Annotated in this window: 18 protein-coding genes and 1 pseudogene; 6 read left to right on the top strand and 13 right to left on the bottom strand. The window is 54.5% G+C overall.

Annotated features, from left to right (window positions below; translation table 11 throughout):
* Complete coding sequence (locus Q0O07_RS01740; RefSeq protein WP_295489613.1) at positions 1-2,343, top strand: transketolase; 2,343 nt, start codon at positions 1-3, stop codon at positions 2,341-2,343.
* A gap of 33 nt (positions 2,344-2,376) precedes the next feature.
* On the opposite strand, the gene Q0O07_RS01735 is transcribed toward Q0O07_RS01740, so the two are convergent.
* Both Q0O07_RS01735 and purC read right to left on the bottom strand, forming a co-directional pair.
* Positions 2,377-5,241 (bottom strand): pitrilysin family protein, encoded by a 2,865-nt coding sequence (locus tag Q0O07_RS01735; protein ID WP_295489610.1) that lies wholly within the window; start codon positions 5,239-5,241, stop codon positions 2,377-2,379.
* Between the two features lie 62 nt (positions 5,242-5,303).
* Positions 5,304-6,083: a phosphoribosylaminoimidazolesuccinocarboxamide synthase gene (gene purC, locus Q0O07_RS01730; protein WP_295489607.1), complete on the bottom strand. Its 780-nt coding sequence runs from the start codon at positions 6,081-6,083 to the stop codon at positions 5,304-5,306.
* Between the two features lie 418 nt (positions 6,084-6,501).
* Between purC and aat the strand changes: the two genes are divergently transcribed.
* The gene (gene aat / locus Q0O07_RS01725) at positions 6,502-7,263 is read left to right on the top strand and encodes a leucyl/phenylalanyl-tRNA--protein transferase (protein WP_295489604.1); all 762 of its coding nucleotides are present in this window, start codon (positions 6,502-6,504) and stop codon (positions 7,261-7,263) included.
* Between the two features lie 35 nt (positions 7,264-7,298).
* Here aat and Q0O07_RS01720 read toward each other — a convergent pair.
* The 8 genes and pseudogenes from Q0O07_RS01720 to Q0O07_RS01685 form a co-directional block, all read right to left on the bottom strand.
* Positions 7,299-7,550, bottom strand: a pseudogene (locus tag Q0O07_RS01720) (DUF2155 domain-containing protein); the annotation flags it as partial.
* 155 nt (positions 7,551-7,705) lie between these two features.
* Entirely contained in the window at positions 7,706-8,092 is a 387-nt protein-coding gene (locus tag Q0O07_RS01715; RefSeq protein ID WP_295489601.1) for an NADH:ubiquinone oxidoreductase subunit NDUFA12, read from the bottom strand.
* 50 nt (positions 8,093-8,142) lie between these two features.
* Positions 8,143-8,655, bottom strand: a complete 513-nt coding sequence (locus Q0O07_RS01710; protein ID WP_295489598.1) for a DUF192 domain-containing protein — start codon at positions 8,653-8,655, stop codon at positions 8,143-8,145.
* Positions 8,656-8,701: 46 nt separating this feature from the next.
* Complete coding sequence (locus Q0O07_RS01705) at positions 8,702-9,352, bottom strand: class I SAM-dependent methyltransferase (protein WP_295489595.1); 651 nt, start codon at positions 9,350-9,352, stop codon at positions 8,702-8,704.
* Positions 9,353-9,497: 145 nt separating this feature from the next.
* Entirely contained in the window at positions 9,498-10,697 is a 1,200-nt protein-coding gene (locus tag Q0O07_RS01700; protein ID WP_295489591.1) for an FAD-binding domain-containing protein, read from the bottom strand.
* A gap of 2 nt (positions 10,698-10,699) precedes the next feature.
* Positions 10,700-11,044, bottom strand: a complete 345-nt coding sequence (locus Q0O07_RS01695) for a thiol-disulfide oxidoreductase DCC family protein (protein ID WP_295489588.1) — start codon at positions 11,042-11,044, stop codon at positions 10,700-10,702.
* A 116-nt stretch (positions 11,045-11,160) separates the two neighbouring features.
* A complete protein-coding gene (locus Q0O07_RS01690; RefSeq protein ID WP_295489585.1) occupies positions 11,161-11,688 on the bottom strand; it encodes a CarD family transcriptional regulator in 528 nt (175 codons plus the stop codon).
* A gap of 213 nt (positions 11,689-11,901) precedes the next feature.
* Positions 11,902-12,417, bottom strand: coding sequence for a helix-turn-helix domain-containing protein (locus Q0O07_RS01685; RefSeq protein ID WP_295489581.1), 516 nt, complete (start codon positions 12,415-12,417; stop codon positions 11,902-11,904).
* A gap of 190 nt (positions 12,418-12,607) precedes the next feature.
* Between Q0O07_RS01685 and Q0O07_RS01680 the strand changes: the two genes are divergently transcribed.
* Together Q0O07_RS01680 and Q0O07_RS01675 are read left to right on the top strand one after the other, a co-directional pair.
* Positions 12,608-12,967, top strand: coding sequence for a hypothetical protein (locus tag Q0O07_RS01680; protein ID WP_295489578.1), 360 nt, complete (start codon positions 12,608-12,610; stop codon positions 12,965-12,967).
* A 217-nt stretch (positions 12,968-13,184) separates the two neighbouring features.
* Complete coding sequence (locus tag Q0O07_RS01675; RefSeq protein WP_295489575.1) at positions 13,185-15,278, top strand: bifunctional (p)ppGpp synthetase/guanosine-3',5'-bis(diphosphate) 3'-pyrophosphohydrolase; 2,094 nt, start codon at positions 13,185-13,187, stop codon at positions 15,276-15,278.
* A 2-nt stretch (positions 15,279-15,280) separates the two neighbouring features.
* Here the strand turns inward: Q0O07_RS01675 and Q0O07_RS01670 are convergent, their stop codons facing one another.
* Positions 15,281-15,814: a RecX family transcriptional regulator gene (locus Q0O07_RS01670; RefSeq protein ID WP_295489572.1), complete on the bottom strand. Its 534-nt coding sequence runs from the start codon at positions 15,812-15,814 to the stop codon at positions 15,281-15,283.
* 108 nt (positions 15,815-15,922) lie between these two features.
* On the opposite strand from Q0O07_RS01670, the gene Q0O07_RS01665 reads away from it, so the two are divergent.
* On the top strand, positions 15,923-17,650 hold the full coding sequence (locus tag Q0O07_RS01665) for a fatty acyl-AMP ligase (RefSeq protein WP_295489570.1): 1,728 nt from the start codon (positions 15,923-15,925) through the stop codon (positions 17,648-17,650).
* 27 nt (positions 17,651-17,677) lie between these two features.
* Here the strand turns inward: Q0O07_RS01665 and arsC are convergent, their stop codons facing one another.
* Positions 17,678-18,025: an arsenate reductase (glutaredoxin) gene (gene arsC / locus Q0O07_RS01660; protein ID WP_295489567.1), complete on the bottom strand. Its 348-nt coding sequence runs from the start codon at positions 18,023-18,025 to the stop codon at positions 17,678-17,680.
* Positions 18,026-18,186: 161 nt separating this feature from the next.
* On the opposite strand from arsC, the gene Q0O07_RS01655 reads away from it, so the two are divergent.
* The gene (locus tag Q0O07_RS01655) at positions 18,187-20,289 is read left to right on the top strand and encodes a TonB-dependent siderophore receptor (protein WP_295489564.1); all 2,103 of its coding nucleotides are present in this window, start codon (positions 18,187-18,189) and stop codon (positions 20,287-20,289) included.
* Here Q0O07_RS01655 and Q0O07_RS01650 read toward each other — a convergent pair.
* The gene (locus Q0O07_RS01650; protein ID WP_295489562.1) at positions 20,286-20,849 is read right to left on the bottom strand and encodes a gamma carbonic anhydrase family protein; all 564 of its coding nucleotides are present in this window, start codon (positions 20,847-20,849) and stop codon (positions 20,286-20,288) included. The genes Q0O07_RS01655 and Q0O07_RS01650 overlap by 4 nt on opposite strands.
* Between the last annotated feature and the right edge of the window lie 39 nt (positions 20,850-20,888).

The following is a 20,888-nucleotide window of genomic DNA, read 5'->3' as shown; positions in this document are numbered from 1 at the left end:
ATGGCCAATATTGTCACCGACACGCGTGAAGAGAAGATAGCTGCGATCACAACGCTCGACTCGCGGCTGCGTTGGCTGGCCTCTTGGACCGTACACAATGCCAACCATATCCGGCCAAAGCGGGATGGGTTGAAGGTTGGCGGGCATCAGGCAAGCTGTGCTTCCATGACGGCGATTATGGCGGCACTTTATTTTCATGCGCTGCGCCCAAATGACAAGGTTTCCGTCAAGCCACATGCGGGGCCAGTGCTGCAAGCCATCCATTATCTTCTGGGCAATCAATCGCTGGAGCAATTGCAACAATTCCGCGCCCTTGGCGGCGCGCAAAGCTACCCATCGCGGACAAAGGATAAAATTCCAGTGGATTTCTCCACCGGTTCCGTGGGGTTGGGCGTTGCGATTACCGCCTTTTCCAGTCTAGTTCAGGACTATTTGATCGCCCACGGATCGATAGACGAGGGCAATGCAGGCCGGATGATTTCGTTGATGGGCGATGCGGAGCTGGATGAAGGCAATATCTACGAATGCCTCATTGAAGGGTATAAGCACGACATCAGGAACTGCTGGTGGGTGGTCGACTATAATCGGCAATCGCTCGACAGCACGACAGCAGATCGGATGTTTCGGCGCTTTGACGATATTTTCGAGACCACGGGATGGCGGGTCATCACCTTAAAGCATGGCAAGTTGCAACGTGCAGTTTTCACCCGACCCGGAGGGAAATTACTGGAGGACTGGATCGAAAATTGTCCCAATGCGGAATTTGCGGTTCTTACCTATCAGGGCGGTGCGGCTTGGCGTGCCCGCCTAATGGCAGATATTGGCGGCAAACCGCATGTGAAAAAGCTGCTCGATAGTTTCGATGATGACGGTCTTGCCGCGCTGATGACCAATTTGGGTGGGCATTGCATCGAATCATTGATGGATGCCTTTGACAGTGCCGATGATGATCGGCCCACCTTGTTCATTGCTTATACGGTCAAGGGTTATGGCCTGCCGCTGGCGGGACATAAGGACAATCATTCCGGGATGATGAACCCCGGTCAGATTGATCAGCTTCGCATGTCCATGGGCATTGAAGCAGGTGAAGAATGGGAACCATTTGCCGGCCTCGGCGGCAATATGGCGGCTCGGCTGAAAAATTTCATTGGGGACAGCGTGCTTGCCGCCAAACCATTAGAGCCCGTATCGCCGCAGATACATGTGCCCGCCCGCTTCGCAGTTCCCTCAGGCGATGTACAATCCACGCAGGCAGCGTTCGGCAATGTGCTTCTCGACCTAGCCAAATCTTCGGAAGAGCTTGCAGACCGGATCGTAACCACTGCGCCTGATGTGACGCAGACGACTAATCTTGGCGGATTTGTAAACCAGCGCGGGCTGTTTCGCCGGTCCGACGTGGCCGATATATTTCGTGAGGCCAAAATTCCATCCGCCCAGAAATGGGCGGCACATGCGGCGGGCCAGCATATTGAACTGGGGATTGCGGAAAATAATTTCTTCTTGCTGCTGACGTCGCTGGGGCTGGCTGCACCGCATTTCGGTACGCGGCTTATTCCGGTTGGTACAGTATATGATCCGTTCATCGCCCGTGGCCTCGATGCGCTGAATTATGGTTGCTATTCAGATTCGCGTTTTCTGCTGGTCGGAACCCCATCGGGTTTGACTTTAGGACCAGAAGGCGGCGCGCATCAGTCTATCAACACGCCGTTGATTGGCATGGGGCAGCCGGGTCTGGCCTATTTTGAACCTGCTTATGCCGATGAAGTCGCTTTATTCATGCGGTGGGCGTTTGAATATCTGCAAAAGCCAGAGGGAAGCTCTGTCTATCTGCGGCTGAGTACGCGTCAGGTTGCGCAAGTTGAGCGGGCCGACACGAATTGGGAGGCAGATGCCCTGAAGGGCGGATATTGGTTGCGGCGTCCTGCGGCAGGGGCGGAGGCGGCCATTATTTTTACAGGGGCCATCGCGCCTGAGGTTTTGTCAGCATATGAACAAATGCTCGATGATATCCCTGGCTTAGGCGTTTTGAACGTGACCTCGCCTGATGTGCTGCATCGTGAATGGTCGGCAAGCAAGGCTGCGCGCTGGACAGATCGGAACACGCAAACATGTCATGCAGAGGATTTGTTATCCATATTGGCGCCCAATGCCGGCATTGTGACGGTGATTGACGGTTCGCCCGGCGCTTTGTCCTGGTTGGGCGGCGTGCACGGTATGCGTGTCAGTCCGCTGGGCATGGATCGTTTCGGTCAGACGGGCGATTTGCCGGATCTATACAGCGAATATCGGCTCGACTCCACCGCCATTATTGATGCCATGGCCGAACTCTTTTTAAAAATATGAGTCACCATCATCCGCACGAAATGGCTTAAAACTTTATTCGGCGGATTTTGCGCCACCGCTGATCATTTCATCTGGTAGTGCGCGGAATGTGAATTCTGCGGGCTTGTCCAAATATTGCTTGGCCAGTTCCCACAGGTCATTTGCCGTTATCGATGCAAAATTGGTCTCACTTTTTCGGAAGCGGTTGAGTCTGTCTGGGTTTGTCTGCGTCTCTGCCGCGACGCCCAGCCAAGTGTTGTTTTGCTTTTTCCAATCGGCATAGCTTTCAAGAACGGGCTTGCGGGCACGTTCGAACAGGTCTGGATCAACAGGCGACTTTACCAACGCCGATATGACTTGGTCGACAGTCGTTTCTATGGTCGCAATATCTTTGGGGTCGCCAGCGGTAGATATAGAAAATGTGCCCCGCTGCAGATATAGGTTGGACATATCGGAATTTGCAGAGACGCCATAAGTTGCGCCCAATTTCTCGCGTAATTCATCCGTCAAGCGCAGCGTCGCAACGCGTGCAAGAAGATCCATGGATTGGGAGGTTTTCTGGTCATTATCGCCCGTGGTTGTCCAGATACGGCGCCACGCCAACTGGTTTGCCTCGCCATTATGGGGAATATCAAAATTCCCCCGCTTTGCGCTCCAGCCCGTTTGAAGTTGCGCGCTATAATCCCTCTCGTCATTCGCGCGCGTCGGGAGGGCTCCAAAACTGCCTGCAACAGCCGCGATGGCCGCTTCTTCATCCAAGTCGCCGACCAATGCGATTTCTAAGCGATTCTGTTTTAATGCGTCGCCCAACACCGTCTTTAGCATTTCAAAATCTGCACCCTGTAAGGCCTTGAGAGGCGGCAGCGTAAAGCGCGGATCATCATCGGTCACGATGCTCGACATGGCGACCGAAAGCGCGGACCCCGGAACAGCGTCCAATCGCGCATATAATTCGGGCAGCGGACGGCGAAACAGGCGAAGGGCATTTTCCGAATAGCCCGGATGGGTGGTATATGCTGCCATGACTTGCAATTGCCGCACCAAATCCGCTGGTGCCACAGCACCGGCTGCGCCAAAATATCTGTCGGCAACACCGAATGCGGGGGACACCGTTGTTCCAGCCAAGATGGATCGCAGATCTTCAATATCATGGGCTTCAAGACCGCCAGAAACATAGGTCGCCGACATCAGTAAGGCCAAGACGGCATTTTCCTTGCCAAAATGCAGCTGGCCACCATCAATGCGCAGCGAATAGCGGACTCGATTGTCTTCAAAATCGGTTTTTTTAAGGTTCAGCAATACGCCATTGGCAAAGCGGATGGTTCGAATGCCCAAGTCTGCAATGGTCTTGTCTGCAACAACAGCTCCGGCGGAGCCGAAGTCTGTGTAAGCAAAACGCGATGTCGCCCGTGCCACTGGCGCAGCGATTGTCGTGCCGATACTGGCGGCATAAGCGGCTATTATTTCATCCTCGGGAATAGCCGCGCTCTGCTTTGCTGTCAGGAAAATCTGCGGTCGATCCATTTGGCGGAACCAAAATGCAAGTTCGGCATTGATCGCCGCCTGCGTTATAAACGGGCGTATCTGTCGCCACAACAATTGGCGATATCTGTCGGAATTGTGCACGTCCTCATCCAGACTGACCAAGGCGTTTGCAATTGCGGCGCTTGATTCTGTGCCTTCATCCTTGGCGGCGTTTTCATATTGTGCGTCCAGACCCTTTATCTGTTCGGCAATCTCGGATTCTTCAAACCCATATTCCACGGCTTGGCGAACAGTTTGCTCGGTGAAGGCGAGCAACGAACGCCAACTGCTGTCCTTGCCCGTGACGCCATAGCCGATGGTTGTATATTGGTCGCAAAGGCCGAAGTTGAAAGTCACACCGCCACCTAAAAACGGAATGTCTTCTTCGCGGGATCGACGCGCCATGCGGCGTGATATGATCGCGCTTGCGATGCCCATTTTGAGCTCAACCATCGCCCGTTCTAAGGTGTCAGGCCGCCTTTTGTCCTGCAAAAACTGCTGAACACTGATGCTCTCGGTAACTTCGGGATGCACGAAGCTTTGCGCGGTTAATGCGCGGTTGGTATCCAATAGGCACTGGTCAATTGCACCCAATGGCGGCGCGTCCACGCGCCAGTCGGCAAATTTTGCCACCAATTCGCGTTCAATGGCAACCGGGTCTACCGGGCCTGCGACGATGATTTTGATGCGGTCCGGACGATAATATGTCCGATAAAGCGCGCGCATACGCTCGGCCGACGCGGTTTGTATGACCTCGGCTGTGCCGATGGGATATCGCGTTGCGTAGAAGGTGCTTGGGTAAAACAGATTGTTTGCCGCGCGTACGCTTTGAAACCCAAAATTCTCGCGCGCGCTTTTTTCAGCCAAGATAACGCCGCGCTCTCGGTCAACTGCCGCTGGATTAAACGATATTTCCCGCGCAGTCTCGCGCATCAAAAACAGCGCGCGTTCAATAAGACGCGGGTCGGCCTTTGGCAGATCAAGCTTATACTGCGTTTGCGTGTAGCCCGTTGATGCATTGGTATCCGCGCCAAAGGACAGACCAAGCCGTTCAAGCATTTTGACCATTTCGCCCTCAGGCACATTAGCGCTGCCGTTAAAGGCCATATGTTCGATGAAATGGGCCAGACCCTGCTCATTCTCCGCCTCGGCTGCAGAACCAAAGTCTATGGTCATGCGGACCAGTACCTGATTCTGCGGACGGTGATTGGGACGAATGGCGTAGCGCAAACCATTGGACAGTCGCCCGTAAATGATGCTGGCATCCGGCTCGAGATCAGATGTCTCTGCATTCCAAGGTTGCGTCCGCTCCGCGCCCGCAGGTGCTGCAAAGGCGTCGGCAGGTCCGCCAAAGATGATCGCGAGTCCAAAGAGGAGGCGAAGCGCATTTTTCATACGCTTAGTGTTCTTCCGTGGACGTTTGGAAGCTGCGATCTCTTTGTATATAAATTATTGATTTACTTACCTTTGCGTAATCGGTGGCTGACCATATCGAGGACCGCCCCTTCGCTTTCGTCCGGCATCAGGCCGAGGCGGCGGGCGACTTCTTGATAGGCTTCTGCTTCGCCGCCAAGGTCACGACGGAACCGATCCTTGTCCAGCTTCTCGCCGGTTTCAATATCCCACAAGCGGCAACCATCGGGGCTGATTTCGTCGGCCAAGATGATTCGCGAAAAATCGCCGTCGAACAAGCGCCCAAACTCAAGTTTGAAGTCCACAAGCCGAATGCCGATGGCCGCAAACATACCGCACATGAAGTCATTGATGCGGATCGCCATGGCCGAAATGTCCTGCATTTCCTCCTGCGTTGCCCAACCAAAGCAGGCGATATGCTCCTCTGCGACCAATGGATCGCCAAGGCTGTCATCCTTGTAGCAATATTCCAACAAGGTATGCGGAAGCGGCGTGCCCTCTTCGATACCAAGTCGTTTGGACAAGGTGCCAGCGGCCACATTTCGCACGATGACCTCGATAGGAACGATCTCAACCTGACGGATCAACTGTTCGCGCATATTGAGACGGCGAATGAAGTGCGTGGGGATGCCGATATGGCTCAGCCGCGTAAAGACATGTTCCGACACGCGGTTGTTGATAACGCCCTTGCCAGAAATTGTGCCCTTTTTCTGGTTATTGAAGGCGGTGGCATCGTCCTTGAAATATTGGATTAACGTGCCAGGCTCAGGGCCTTCATAAAGAATCTTGGCCTTGCCTTCGTATATTTTGCGGCGGCGGGTCATATGTGGTCCCTGACTTTGCTTGAAATGATGCGCCCCGGTGGAGTTAGCCATTGTGAGCCTAACTCTGCCGGGGCGGTTATCGACGCTATAATCCATTGCATGCGTCGGCGCAATTCGAGATAGGTAGGGTCAGGACCTATTAAATCCACCTTCGCGGTTTGAGGCCATTTTGTTCAGTGCAAGGCGGCAAAGCGCAGGCTTAGTGGTTCTAAGTCGCGCTTTGCCAACGCGGCAATGGACAAAATGGGTCAAATCCGAAGGACGCCAAAATGGCTTCGATCTCAAAGCAAAATGCCCTTGCAGGCAGAATGACTGCCTGCGACGGACATTTACCTTCGATATCTTTGCCATTTTGACGCCGCGAAAGTGGATTTAATAGGTCCTGACCCTAAATAGGAAGGACACGAAAGGACTTCATGTGCCCATCGATCTGGATTTACTGCTTCAGGCGTACGCCAATGGCATATTTCCGATGTCCGACGCCCGTGATGACCCCGACACCTTTTGGATTGAACCGGAGTTTCGGGCGGTCATGCCGCTTGATGGCTTTCGTTTATCAAAGTCACTTGCCAAAACTATCCGGCAGGACCGGTTTGTGGTGACCGCCAATACCGCTTTTGCGCAGGTCATTGCCACTTGTGCTGAATCGCAAGCGGATCGACAGGACACTTGGATTAATCCGGATATAGAAGCGGCTTTCTGCCGCTTACACCAACAAGGGCGGGCACATAGCATCGAATGCTGGTCGGAAGGTCGCCTTGTGGGCGGGCTTTACGGGCTGGCCTTGGGGCGCGCGTTTTTCGGGGAAAGCATGTTCTCGCGCGAAACCGACGCGTCGAAGGTTGCTTTGGCGTGGCTGGTCGCACGGCTTCGACTGGGCGGGTTTGAATTGCTCGACTGCCAGTTCATGACCGACCATTTAGCTAGTCTAGGGGCAATCGAAATGACCCAAAGCGCCTATCGTAAGCTGCTTGAGGCCGCATTGACAAAAGCTGTTCAAGCTTCATCCGGGCTCGCGTCGTCAGCCGCTGCGGGAGCAGGCTCGGGCGGCAATTGGGGCGCGCTTGATGGCGCTATATCCTCAGCATCGGCTGCAGGAGCCTCTGCAGAGGATTTCTTCTCTACGGGTGCCTCTTCGCCGGGGAAGCGCATTTTGCAAGCCTTGACCCACACATCGTAAATCGGGTGCTCGACAACATTGGCGGCGGGATTTCCCTTGAACAGCCAGCCGGAGAAGACGCTGCGCCATCTTTCCGCCTCGGTCGTGCCGGGGGGACGCTCATTCACGAGCAACTGTACAAATGCACCCTCGTCCGGTTGGTTTTCCCACGGCGCTGTTTTCTCACAAGCCCTGAGTCGGATGACCACTTTGTCGAAGCGAATAGCTTGGCCGGGTTTGAGTTCAACGTCGCGGGTTTGGCCGTTTCGTTTGTTCAACAGACCCAGTACGGCAATGCGTTCTGCCATTGGCGTGCCAATATTTGCACCGGACATGGCAACAATTTTGTCGTTTGTGGAGATCGCCTTGCCCGATTTTGCGGGCGCAAGCGTTTCATCCTCGGAAGAACCGCATGCGGCAAGCGTTGCTAATACAGGCAACCATATTAAGCCGCGTGAGCGGATCATGATGCGTCCGGACTCCACGCCTCATAATCACCCGTTGCACGGGCACGGTGGCCGCCACGTTCAATCGACCCCGCCGGACGATAGGCAGCTTCGGTTCCGGTCAGATTGGGTACGGCCGCAGTTTCATAGCCGCGATGCGGTGGCAAATAGCTCTCCGGATCGCCATCATGTGTGCCATGCAACCAGCCATGCCAATCGGGCGCCACCCGACTTGCATCATTGGGCCCATTATAAATCACCCAGCGGCGTTTGCCGTCGGATGATTGATAATATCGATTGCCCAAGGCGTCTGCGCCCACAGCCTTGCCTTTGCGCCAGCTATAGATTGACGTGCCAATCGTTGCGCCGTCCCACCAAGTGAAGATTTTACTCAGAATACCCATGGCTCACGCGATTAGGACCAAGCATGATTCCGCGCAATCCTTATTTGGCCTTATTTGGTTGTCCATTGCACCTTGTCACCGGAAACGATTCCCAGTTCAGCCGCAAGGCCGCCGCGCAATTCGAGTACCGCGGCAACTGGCGCGCCCGACACAACGGGTGTGGTGGAATAAGGGACGGTGTTGTCGGCGATACTCTCAATCGTGCCGTCTGCGCGTACGAAAATAATGTCCAAAGGGATGACGGTGTTCTTCATCCAGAAACTTGCGACACGCGGTTCTGGAAAGGGAAAAATCATGCCCATATTGTCTGCGAGTTCCGTCCGGAACATGAGCCCCCTGGCTTGTTCTGCTGAAGTTCTTGCAGCCTCAACGGTGAAGCTATGCGTTTTGGCGGCGCTGGTCACGCATAAGGTAACTTGTTGCAGCCCCGCCGCCGACTGGCCTGCCACCGCGCCGGGCGTGCAAACTGCTGCCGGGCTTTCGCCATTGGCTGGCATGTTACAGGCGGTGAGCGACAAGGCGATGGCAAAGGCGCTGCAGCGGCTGAACTGGCTAAAAGTCATTGACGATATTCCTCTTTTTTAATCTCGGCAATATGGATGTCATCGTCTATGATTTGTTTGGTGAAGCGACGTCCGCTCCGGCCAATCGGGCCTCACCCCATTCAACCCAACCCAGCCATTTTGGCGTCCGTTTCATATAATGTCCTTGCGGCGGCTGACATATAAATCCAGCGTCCGATATGGCCTGCGTTACAGGCCGGGTCAAATGGCAACCACCGGCAATCCGTTTCCAGATCGGCTCGATACGGTTTTGCCACGCGGCCGCCGACGGATCTGGCGCGCCGCCATGTTCGACAAACAGCAAGCGACCATTTGGCCGGAGTACCCGCTTCGCCTCCAACAATGCCAAATGCGGATCTTGCACTGAACAGAGGGTGAAAGTCGTCACAACAGTGTCGAAGCTGGCGTTGGCAAAGGGAAGTGCCTCAGCAACCCCCGACATGAAATTGGCCGTCAGCCCCTTGCTTTCCAACGCACGTGTTGCACTGGCAAGCAACTGCGGGGAAGGATCAACACCTGACAGTGAATGCACCTTGTTCCAGTCATAATAATCAAGGTTAGGCGCGCCGCAACCAAGCTCAAGTACATCGCCGGAGGCGAGCGGCACCACTTTGGCCCTATCTTGCATTACTGCAGGTTGGGTGCAGGCGCAGCCGATTAATCGCGGAACGACATTCCGGTCCCACCAATTGCTCATGTGAATTTGAAGCCATTTTTCAGGCGCACATGATGCTGCATGAACCCTGCCAGAAAACATATGGTCTGACCCATGAAGTGCTCCCCTTGTGTATATTACCCCGACAATATGCGCGGCTGGGTTTCGCGCAACCCATTTTTGCGGCTTACCGTGAAAGACCCATTTCCTTCAATATTTTTGGAATGCGTTCCTTGAACGGGAAGAAACCTTTGGTCGCGTGCGGCCAAAAACTCTCGTCCCAGGCGCGCCGCACTTGAACGATAGGGAGCCCCTCTGATGCCAATGCGGGCGCGATGCGGGCCAAGCTATCCGCGACGGGGCCAACGGGTGCATAAGCGGTTATGACCTGCTCTGCGCCGACTTCGCGGGCTTGGGCTATCACGCTTGCGGCATCCAAATTGTTGAGCAATTTCGTTGGGCATTTGAAACTGTTACCAACGCGTTCGGCAGCGTCGCCTGCTGCCCCCTCGACAAAGGATCGGGCACTGTCACCCCACAAGGTTTCAGGGTCAAACAGCACGCCAGCGCCGTTGATTTTTGCAGGTGCGCCAAAGACGGATTCGGGGTGCAAGTCTTCGGGCGTTACCAGCAGGAAGGCGGGCTTATGCGCGTCGAAATAATTGGCGTAGGGCAGGGGCAGTGTCGCGCATACCGGCGTCTCGGTTGGCATTGTCGCGATGGTCGCGAGGCCCTTTGGCGCAAATCGGCCATTGGTAAAACGGGCAATATTCTCGCTGGTCGCAAGATAGGTTTTGCCTGCTGTTTGTAAGCCCGCAACCCACCGCCAAGACAATGTATTGCTTGCCGCGTCGGCATCTACCAAATGCCGTAGGAAGAAGTCAGCACCCAAGGCCCAAGGCAGGCGCAGAGTGAATATCCAGATGGATGCAAACCACATTCTTGCGTGGTTGTGGAGATAGCCGGTCTCCAATAATTCGCGCGCCCAGTCATCAAACCCTTCAATGCCGGTCTCACCGGCCTCCGCACTGTGGATTGCGCGGGCATTGGGGAAGCTGTCACGTTGCCGATCACGCTCTTGCAGATATTGTGTCCACACCGACGGCCGCATCTCGAGCCAGCCCTTCCAATAAGTGCGCCACAGCACTTCCTGCACATATTTTTCCGCTGCTTGCAGGCTGTGTTGGCCAAGCGTGGCACCGATGACTTCTTGCTCGGTTAGCATGCGATAGCGCAGATATGGCGATAGCTTCGATACCGCGCCTGCTTGGTCTGGGCCGGGGTCAGTATTGCGGCCAGACGCATAAGCGTGGCCAGCCCGCGGCGCAAATTGCGTGAGACGCAACAGCGCAGCATTCCGCGTCGCAGGGAAGGTTTCGCCGAGCATATCTAGTCCAGTAATTTTTGCAGGCGCGGCCTGATGATGAGGAAGCGGTTATAGAGCCGTTCGAGAAGCTTAAGAACAAGGTGGTTGCGGGCGATCAAGCCCAGCGGTTTTAGCAAGGGTATGGCCCGCCACATGGCGGCAAAAGCGGCGGCCCCCGACAATATGACTCCGTCTTCGCTGGCGTGGAAGCGCGCCAGCATCAATTCGCGGTCAAGCGGACACACTGCATCTGCAGGTGCTATATCCAGAAAGTCGATAGAGCGACGCGTGTCGAGCCGACGCATCAATGCAATCTCGCGAATGCACAGGGGGCATGCCCCGTCATACCAGACTATTACTTTGGCCATTTTGCCTTTTATCATTGGGGACAGATCATTGTCAGGCTGGGCGTTACGCGGTAGCGTGGCGGCATAAAAAAGGGCGCCGTTTCGAGCGCCCTTTAGATTTTCCCGGTAAGGAGAGTTTATTCCGCTTTTTCGTAATATTGCGGGGCCGCCTCATTCAAGATGACGAGAATTTTTTGGAGCGCGGCCTTTTCATCGGTCTTTTCCATGGCGGCCAGCTCACGCGCCAGACGGCTGGATGCGGCTTCGAAAATCTGCCGCTCGGAATAGCTTTGCTCTGGCTGGTCATCGGGACGAAACAGATCGCGTGTCACTTCGGCGATTGATACAAGGTCACCCGAGTTGATCTTCGCTTCATATTCTTGCGCGCGACGTGACCACATGGTACGCTTCACCTTGGGCTTTCCAGTCAAAGTATGCATCGCTTCTTTCAGTGTCTTATCGCTTGAAAGCTTGCGCATGCCAACGCCTTCGGCCTTGTTGAAAGGCACGCGAAGCGTCATTTTTTCTTTTTCAAAACGCAGGACATAAAGCTGAAGCTGCATCCCTGCGATTTCGGAATCCTGAAGTTCAATCACGCGGCCGACCCCATGCTTGGGATATACCACATAATCGCCTACATCAAACATCGCCGCGTTGGACGTCATATTACGACCTTTCTGATTATTCGGGAGAAATAGCTTGTTCAGGCGACGGTAGGGTCGCCCATCAGACTTTTTTCGTTCGTCCCTTACGTCATGAACCTGTCGCGACCTGGATTGGACGCGCAGTCATCGACCAAAGTTGGCCTGTCGTCACGGAGTGTAACAGATTCGCAACAAAAATTCAATGGCCGCTTTACAGCATGTCATGAGCGCAGGTTAAATCGCGCTTAACTTCCTGACGCGATCATCGATATCATGCATATCGGCGCTGATTGGCGTAATGTCTGCTGAGTGCATCCAGCATAGATCCATGTAGCCAAGAACCCGTCCGTCATGACTGCGGATTGTCACGGGCAGGATGGGTTGACGATCACGGTCATCGACCAACACCGGATTGGACAAAACACCCGTACCCCATTTTTCGCCCCATTGGCGCAACGCGATCATGGTCGGCAACAGGTCGAGCCCTTTTTCCGTCAGGCGATATTCAACCTTACGGCGGTCGTCGGGGCAGGGGGTGCGGTGTAATATTCCGCTTTCTGTCAAACGGGTCAGGCGGTTGGCCAATATGTTGCGGGCAATGCTGATTTCGGAGAGAAACTCCTCAAAATGCCGAACGCCATTAAAGGCCGCGCGCAATATCATGAATGACCAGCGTTCGCCCATTGCCTCCAGCGCCATGGGGAGGCCGCATTCGGCGAGCTGCTGCAAAGGTTCCCGCAATTCACCCATCAAACATCCTCTCGATCGCAGATTGCGACCCTTGTTCAAAATAAGCAACCTAAATTGCAAAATTAAGTTGCAAATAGAAACTTATACTAATAAGTAGCGATTCGCAACTGATTTACCAGAAGCGCAAAATGCTCGCGAGAGCCTAAAGTTCCAGTCTGCATTTTGATGTTTAGCAAAGCTAAAGGAATACATGATGACTCTCTCCCAATTTTCCGCCCGCGTGGGCGCGCTTGCTGCTGCCACTGCTTTGAGCGCAACCCTTTTGTTCGCAGCGCCGCAGGCACATGCCGCCACCAACGGTAGCTATTATAAAGCCGAACTGGCGCAGCCGACCACTGCCAAGCCAAAGCTGTTGCGCAGCGTATTTGTAAAGTGCGAAGGCACGAGCTGCCGCGCGCCAATGGCGTCGACTGCGCCAAAGAATATGTGCGTCAGCATAGTGCGTGAATTCGGCGAAGTTACGGCCTTTACCGCCGGTGAGCGCGTGTTCACGGCGGAAGAAGTTGCGGCATGCAATGGCGACAATGCAAAGGCCGTCGCCAAGAACTAAAGCCACGCCTGAATTATTCGGCTCCGCTCTCCTACCCCCCTTGCTGCTTTTCACGGGCAGCTTCAGGAGCCGAAAGCAAACTGCGCCGGAGGGAATGAACCTTCGGCGCAGTTTTTTGGTCACGCGGCCAAGCTTAAACCCCTCCAAGTCGTGACCTGACCCTAGCCCAAACGCATTTTCCTGTTGCATCGCCACGTAAAAGACCCAAGTTGGGCGGATGATGCGGCAATATGAACTGGTTGAGCGGGTGCGGGCTTACGCACCTGATGTCGATGAAGATCGGCTTAACCGGGCGTATGTGTTCACCGTGCAAATGCATGGCGCACAAAAGCGGGCCTCTGGCGACCCCTATTTCAGCCACCCGGTAGAGGTTGCAGGGCTGATGACTGACCTCAAAATGGATGAGGACACGATCATCACCGCGTTGTTGCACGACACGGTAGAAGACACGCTGACCACCATCGAAGATGTTGAAAAACGCTTTGGTCCTGAGGTCGCGCGCTTGGTCGATGGCGTTACCAAGCTGTCAAAGATTGAAGCGCAAACGGAGGATGAGCGGGCGGCGGAGAATCTGCGCAAATTCTTGCTCGCAATCTCCGATGATATCCGCGTACTTTTGGTCAAATTGGCCGACCGGCTGCACAATATGCGGACGCTGCATTTCATCAAAAGCCCCGACAAGCGACGCCGCATCGCCAAGGAAACGATGGATATTTATGCCCCGCTGGCTGAGCGGATTGGCATGTATGAATATATGCGCGAGATGCAGTTGCTTGCCTTTGAACAATTGGAGCCTGCCGCCTATCAGACGATTACGGGTCGCTTGAAACAAATCCGGGAGAAGGCGGATGTCGAGATTGACCAGATCAACCAGACCATTGCTTGGGAAATGGAGCAGGCTGGCCTTAACATCAAAATTTCTGGTCGTGAAAAGCACCCATATTCGATCTGGAAAAAGATGCAGGAACGCCATGTCGCGTTTGAACAACTGACCGACATCAACGCCTTTCGCGTCATTACCGAGACGACTGACGAGTGTTATCGCGCCTTGGGCGTGCTGCATCGGCGTTGGCAGATGGTGCCCGGACGTTTCAAAGATTTTATCTCCACGCCAAAACGCAACGGTTATAAATCAATCCATACGACGATTATGTTCGCCAAAAATATGCGGGTGGAAGTGCAGATCAGAAGCGCCGAGATGCACCGTAGCTCGGAACATGGTTTTGCTGCCCATTGGGCTTATAAGCAGGCTGACAAGCCCGATGGGCAGGCGGGCTGGTTGCGTGATCTGCTCGAGATACTCGAGACAAGCCAAGATGCCGAGGACATTCTCGAAAACACACGGATGGCGATGTATCAGGACCGCATTTTCGCCTTTACACCTAAAGGCGCGCTGCACCAGTTGCCGAAGGGTTCAACAGTCGTTGATTTTGCGTATGCCGTGCACACCGATCTTGGAGACAACACCGTAGGTGGCAAGGTCAATGGCCGTCATGTGCCGTTGCGGACGCAGTTGCGCAATGGTGACATGGTGGAAATTTTGAAGTCAAAGGCGCAAGAGCCGCAACAGGCGTGGATGAACTTTGTGACTACGGGCAAGGCACGCGCAGCCATCCGTCGCCATGTCCGACACCGCGAACGTGGTGAGCTGGTTGTGATTGGCCGTAAGCTGTATGAAGAAGTCGCCGCGCGTATGCCAGCAAAAATCGGCAAAAAGGCGCTTACGGCGGCGCTGACGCGGTTAAAGCTGGAGGATGAGGACGAGCTGATGCATCGCATTGGCTTGGGCAAAATCAACGACCGCGCATTGATGGAGGCACTGGTCCCCGGTTTTGACGCCGATGGCATTTATGCCGATTTTCCGGGGCAGGAGAGAGCAATCTCTATCCGTGGCTTAACCCCGGGCGTGGGCTATCATCTTGGCGAATGCTGCCATCCCATTCCCGGCGACCGGATTGTCGGGCTGCGCCTGGCGGGGCAGCCGGTTGAGGTGCACACCATCGAATGCGACCGATTGGCGCATGGGACCGACGCCGACTGGGTCGATTTAAGCTGGGGACAAGGCAGCGAAGGCGCGTCGGCGCGGCTTCGTGTCATCATCCACAACAGGCCCGGCACGTTGGGGGAAATTGCGGGGATTTTCGGTTATCACAAGGCCAATATCATCCACCTGCGGATGACCGCGCGCGATATAGAATTCCATACGTTTGAGGTGGATCTGGAAGTCCATGACCTGCAACATCTCATGCGCATCATCTCAGCGCTCCGGGCGTCAGAGGCGGTGGCGACGGCAGACCGAGTCTATGATTAAAATCAATCTTCGCTGATCTCATCGCCGGGTTCGGCATATACAAACCGTTTCGCCAATTCAAAACTATGCCCCGCACGCAGGAAAGCGTTCAACTGCTTATTCCGTTTTTCCGGTTGTGCGGCCTCCTTTGCAAAGGGACCAAGCCGTTTTCGTCTGGCGAAGTTTTCGGCAGCGGTGAAGATGCTATTTTCCATATGCGTTTTGGCATGGATGGCATCGGCGTCACCAATTCCGCTGGCGCGCAAATCCTCGCTCAACCGTCGCTCACCAAAACCCCTGCGGACAAAGGACCGGCTGCGGGCCTCGGCAAATTGGGCGTCGTTGATATAGCCCAAAGACGTGAATTGCTCGGTCAAGCCTGCGATATCCGCCGGCCGTTCGTCGTCCCAACCGCGTTCGCGCGTCTTTCGCGCCAGATAGCCTACCAATTTCGCCTGTGTGGTCGCATATTTGCCGACATAATGCAGCGCCAGTTGACGCATCCGTTCTTCATTTAACGGTGGAGCGGGCTTTTTGGCGGGACGGGCTTGGGTCACGCCCTATTCTTGCCACAGTCGGGTCGAAATTTGAACTGCTATCCTCGGCTAAAAGTCTATACAGATAAAAATAACATGGGCTGTCGCCCGAATGCTATGGGAAAATTTATGAGCGCACTCGCATCCACGCCAACGCAGGACAGCTTGCAACGCCGTTTTTCCGACTTTGAAACGCTTGGCGCTGCGCTTGATTACGCGGCGTTGGGTAAGCGTGGGTTAAACTTCCACGACATGCGCGGCGTATTGGCGCGGCCTTACCCCTATAGCGAAATGCGCGAAGATGCGTTGAAAATGGCGTATCGGTTGATTAGCCATGGCATAAATAAGGATGATCGCGTTGCCTTGGTCGCTGAAACAGGGCCAGATTTTGCCGCCTTGTTTTTCGGATGTGTATACGCGGGCGCATGGCCCGTCCCACTACCACTACCGACCTCGTTCGGCGTTAAGGAAAGCTATGTCGAACAATTGTCGGTGCAGTTGAAAAGCTGTGATCCCAAGATATTGTTTTTCCCTGTTGAACTGGCAGATATGGCAAATGCCGCGGCGCGCGCCTGCGGTGTCGAAGGGCTTGATTGGGAGAACTTCACTGACCGGATTGCTTCGAAGACGGAACTGCCATCGGCCGGTACCGATGAAATTTGTTATCTGCAATATTCGAGCGGATCGACCCGTTTCCCGCATGGTGTCGCGGTTACGCACAAGGCATTATTAAACAATCTGTCGGCGCATTCGCATGGCATGGAAGTGACCGAAAATGACCGCTGCGTGTCGTGGCTGCCCTGGTATCATGACATGGGTCTTGTGGGTTGTTTTCTGTCACCAGTGGCGAACCAAGTGTCGACCGATTACATGAAGACGGAGGATTTTGCCCGTCGCCCGCTGGCATGGCTTGACGTTATCAGTGCCGCCGATGGTATGGTTATCAGTTACTCGCCGACATTCGGCTATGACATTTGCGCGCGGCGGATTTCCAGCCAGAGCCATGTGAACGACCGCTTTGACCTGTCCAAATGGCGGTTGGCGGGCAATGGTGCGGACATGATCCGGCCTGACGTGATGCAGGCATTTGTGGACACCTTTTGCGATGCGGGGTTCAAGGCATCGGCATTCTTGCCCAGCTACGGCCTTGCCGAAACCACGCTTGCGGTATCGATCATGCCGCCGGGTGAAGGCATTCAAGTTGAACTGGTTGAAGAGACCGATCTGACGGGCCACCCCGGCGCGACGGACCGTCCGGTCCGGTATCGCGCAATCGTCAATTGCGGGCGTGCCGTAAAAGACATGACTATCGAGATCCGCGACGAAAACCGCGCGCCAGTTGCGGACAGGACAATTGGCAAAGTGTGGTGCACTGGTCCGTCCTTGATGAAGGAATATTTCCGCGACAAGGAATCCACCGATGCGTGCTTGGTCGACGGATGGCTCGACACCGGCGACATGGGGTATCTGTCGAACGGATATATTTACATCGTTGGCCGTGCCAAGGACATGATCATCATCAATGGCAAAAACCATTGGCCGCAGGACATTGAATGGGCTGTCGAACAACTGCCAGGCTTTAAGGCTGGAGACATTGCTGCTTTCGCCGTGACGACACCGGGCGGCGAAGAAACGCCCGCCGTGCTCGTGCAATGCCGCACAACGGACGAGGTGGAACGGGCCAAGTTGCGTGAGCAGATCCGCGACAAGGTCCGTTCGGTCACGGGCATGAACTGCGTTGTCGAACTGATTCCGCCGCGCACTTTGCCACGGACAAGCTCCGGCAAAATGAGCCGTGCCAAGGCGCGCAATCTGTACCTGTCGGGTGAAATTCAACCTTACGCCATTGCGGCTTAGGGCGTTCGGCGGACGGGCTAGATTGGCTTATAGGATTTCGCGGACCTTTTCCTGAGGTCGGCACAGCCTGACGCCTTTATCCGTTTCGACAAAGGGACGTTCAACCAAAATTGGATGCACAACCATCGCATCGAATATCCGTTCTGACGACGCTTCGTTGATAAGGCCCAATTCTTCGGCAGGTGAACCGCGCGTGCGCAATGCTTCGCGCGGCGTAAGGCCTGCATCACGGAACAGTTGTTCCAGCTTTTCGCGGGCAAAGGATTGTTTGCGATATTCGATGATGGAAACCACGACCCCTTCGGTTTCCTGAAGGATTGCCAAGGTTTTTCGTGAGGTTCCGCACTCCGGATTGTGCCAAATCGTTGCTTGCATCGTTGAAAACCTCCTTCAATCCCATCTTGATAGTGCAAACAATCGCCCAGATGCAAAAGCAATCCAATCATTTTCACAATTTTCAATTGCATATGATAACGCTTCTCAATAGTGAGCCAAAATTGATTTGCGAGTCATTCGCAATAAAACTAAGGTTCAACATGCTCCGCCTATCTGCGTCCATTATCACTTTGCTGTCCGCTTCGGCATTGGGGCAACCGGCCTTCGCCGAAGACGCGTTTGACGTCGAAGCTTATGATGACAGCCGGACAATCATCGTAACGGGCCTAAGCGACGGCTATCTTGCGACCAATTCCGTTACCGCGACCAAAACCGACACACCGTTGATTGATATTCCGCAGACGATTAACGTCGTCACTCGCGATCAGTTGGATGATCAGGCGCATCATTCGCTTGCGGACATTTTGCGTTATGTCCCGGGCACAACGGTGGGCCAAGGCGAGGGCAATCGCGACCAGATTACCTTGCGCGGGCAAAACACCACCGCTGACTTTTTCTTGGATGGTGTGCGCGACGACGTTCAATATTATCGCGGCCTGTACAACATCGAACGCGTCGAAATTCTGAAAGGGCCTTATGCCCTGATCTTCGGTCGCGGCGGCGGCGGCGGTATAATCAACCGCGTGCAGAAATCGCCTTTGAGCGATGATTTTATTTATGCAGGGCAGGTCAGCATCAACAGCCTTGGCGCTTATGATATATCGGCGGATGTCAACGCGCCCTTGAGCGATGCCGTAACCGTGCGCGTCAACGCCATTTACGAAAAATTCGACAGCCATCGCGACTTCGTTGGGGGGGAGCGTTATGCTTGGAACCCTTATGTTGCGTTAAAACTGAACGATAGGTGGAAGCTTGGGCTGTCCTATGAATATGTGCATGACGACCGCACAACCGACCGCGGAATTCCATCAATCGCCGCTGGCGTCGGTCAGCCTAACCGCCCAATCGCAGGCTATCGCGACCAATTTTTTGGCGTTCCGGGCATCAACCATACCAAGTTGGAGGCGCACATCGCCAAATTGCGGCTCGATGGTGCGTTGACTTCAAATTTGAGCTTTAGCGGGACAATATTATATGGCGACTATGACAAAGTTTACCTGAACGTCTATCCCAATGGCGCTGCGACGGCGCAGAATGGCACTGTGGCTTTGGCCGCGTATAGTGACCCGACCCAACGTGAAAACTTCATCGCGCAAGCCAATTTGGTCTGGGATGTGGAAACGGGTCCGTTGGGCCATAAAATCCTAGTCGGCACGGAATATGGAGATCAAAAATCGGCCAATCGGCGTTTCAACGGTGTGCTCTCCACGTCCACGTTCAGCTTGGCTAATCCTATTTTCCCGACCGTCAATTTCAGCGCATTGTCACGCGATACCGTGTCCGACGTAAAATTCTTCTCTGCTTATGTTCAGGACCAGATCAGCCTTGGCGACCATATCGATATTGTTGCTGGTCTGCGTTATGATAATTTCGACATTGCAGGCACAGACCTGTTTCCAGCGGTTGACCGGCCCTTTGCGCGAAAGGATGAAAAAGTAAGTCCGCGCCTTGGCCTGATTTTCAAGCCGCAGGAGAATATCTCTTTATATGGCAGCTACAGCCAGTCTTTCCTGCCACGCTCCGGCGACCAGTTTTTGGCGCTGACGGTGACGCAGGAAAATCTCGCGCCGGAAAAGTTTACCAATTACGAGCTTGGCGCCAAATGGGATGTGCAGCCCAATCTGAACCTGACGCTGGCTGTGTTTCAGCTGGAACGCAGCAATGCGACGACGCCTGATCCACGCAATCCTGTGGCCAGCATCAATATAGGTACGACGCGGACGCAAGGCGTTGAGTTGGCGGTCACGGGCAACATTACGTCATCATGGCAGGTGCATGGCGGCTATAGCTATCAGGACGCAACCCTGGCTGGCAATGACAGCGTGCGTTTGGGGCAAGTGCCCCAGCATCAGGCGAGCCTGTGGAACCGCTATGACTTTAACGGTCGATTTGCAGCTGGCCTTGGTATCATTCACCAATCCAGCCAGTTTGCGGCCATACGTACGGCCGCCAATACAACAAAGCTGCCTGCTTTCACGCGCGTTGATGCGGCATTTTATTATGACCTGAGCGATGCGCTACAATTGCAGTTGAATGTCGAAAACCTGTTCAACACCGATTATTATTCGGATGCGCATAATAATAACAATATATCGACCGGTGCGCCCATGAACGGCCGCGTCACCATAAGGGCGAAGTTTTAAACCGAAGTTACGGCGGCGGCATGTGCCTTGGCATTGTGAACATAATGCGCAACACCAAGCCGCATGTCCATGACCGCAGCATCGTCAAGATCGCGCACAAAACGCGCAGGCGAACCCGCCCATAATTGCCGTGTTGCTATCCGTTTGCCTTGGGTCAACATCGCGCCAGCGGCGAGCATGGCGTCGCCTTCAATCACTGCGCCGTTCATGACGGTCGAGGACAGGCCAACAAAGGCGCGATCATGCAAGATGCAACCGTGCAGCATGACATTATGTCCCACGAGCACATCGTCCCCAATGAGGGTGGGAAATCCGTCCTCAACCCCGGGCGCCGGGCCGTCACAATGGACGATGCTGCCGTCCTGAATATTGGTTCGCGCACCAATGACCACGCGGTTCACCTCTGCGCGGATGACGCAATTATACCAGATGCTTGCTTCAGCTCCGATGGTGACATCCCCGATGATACGGCAACCCGGCGCGATAAAGGCGCTGTCGTGGATCTGCGGTGTTTTGCCGTTCAACGTAATGATGCTGATGTCGTTGCGCGTGTGTATCATTGGCTTTTCCATAGCTTAAGGTGCGGAGGACGGATGCGT

The sequence above is a fragment of the Sphingorhabdus sp. EL138 genome (genome assembly GCF_945890115.1).
Classification (GTDB): Bacteria; Pseudomonadota; Alphaproteobacteria; order Sphingomonadales; family Sphingomonadaceae; genus Sphingorhabdus_B.
This window is presented reverse-complemented; position numbering and strand designations above follow the sequence as displayed.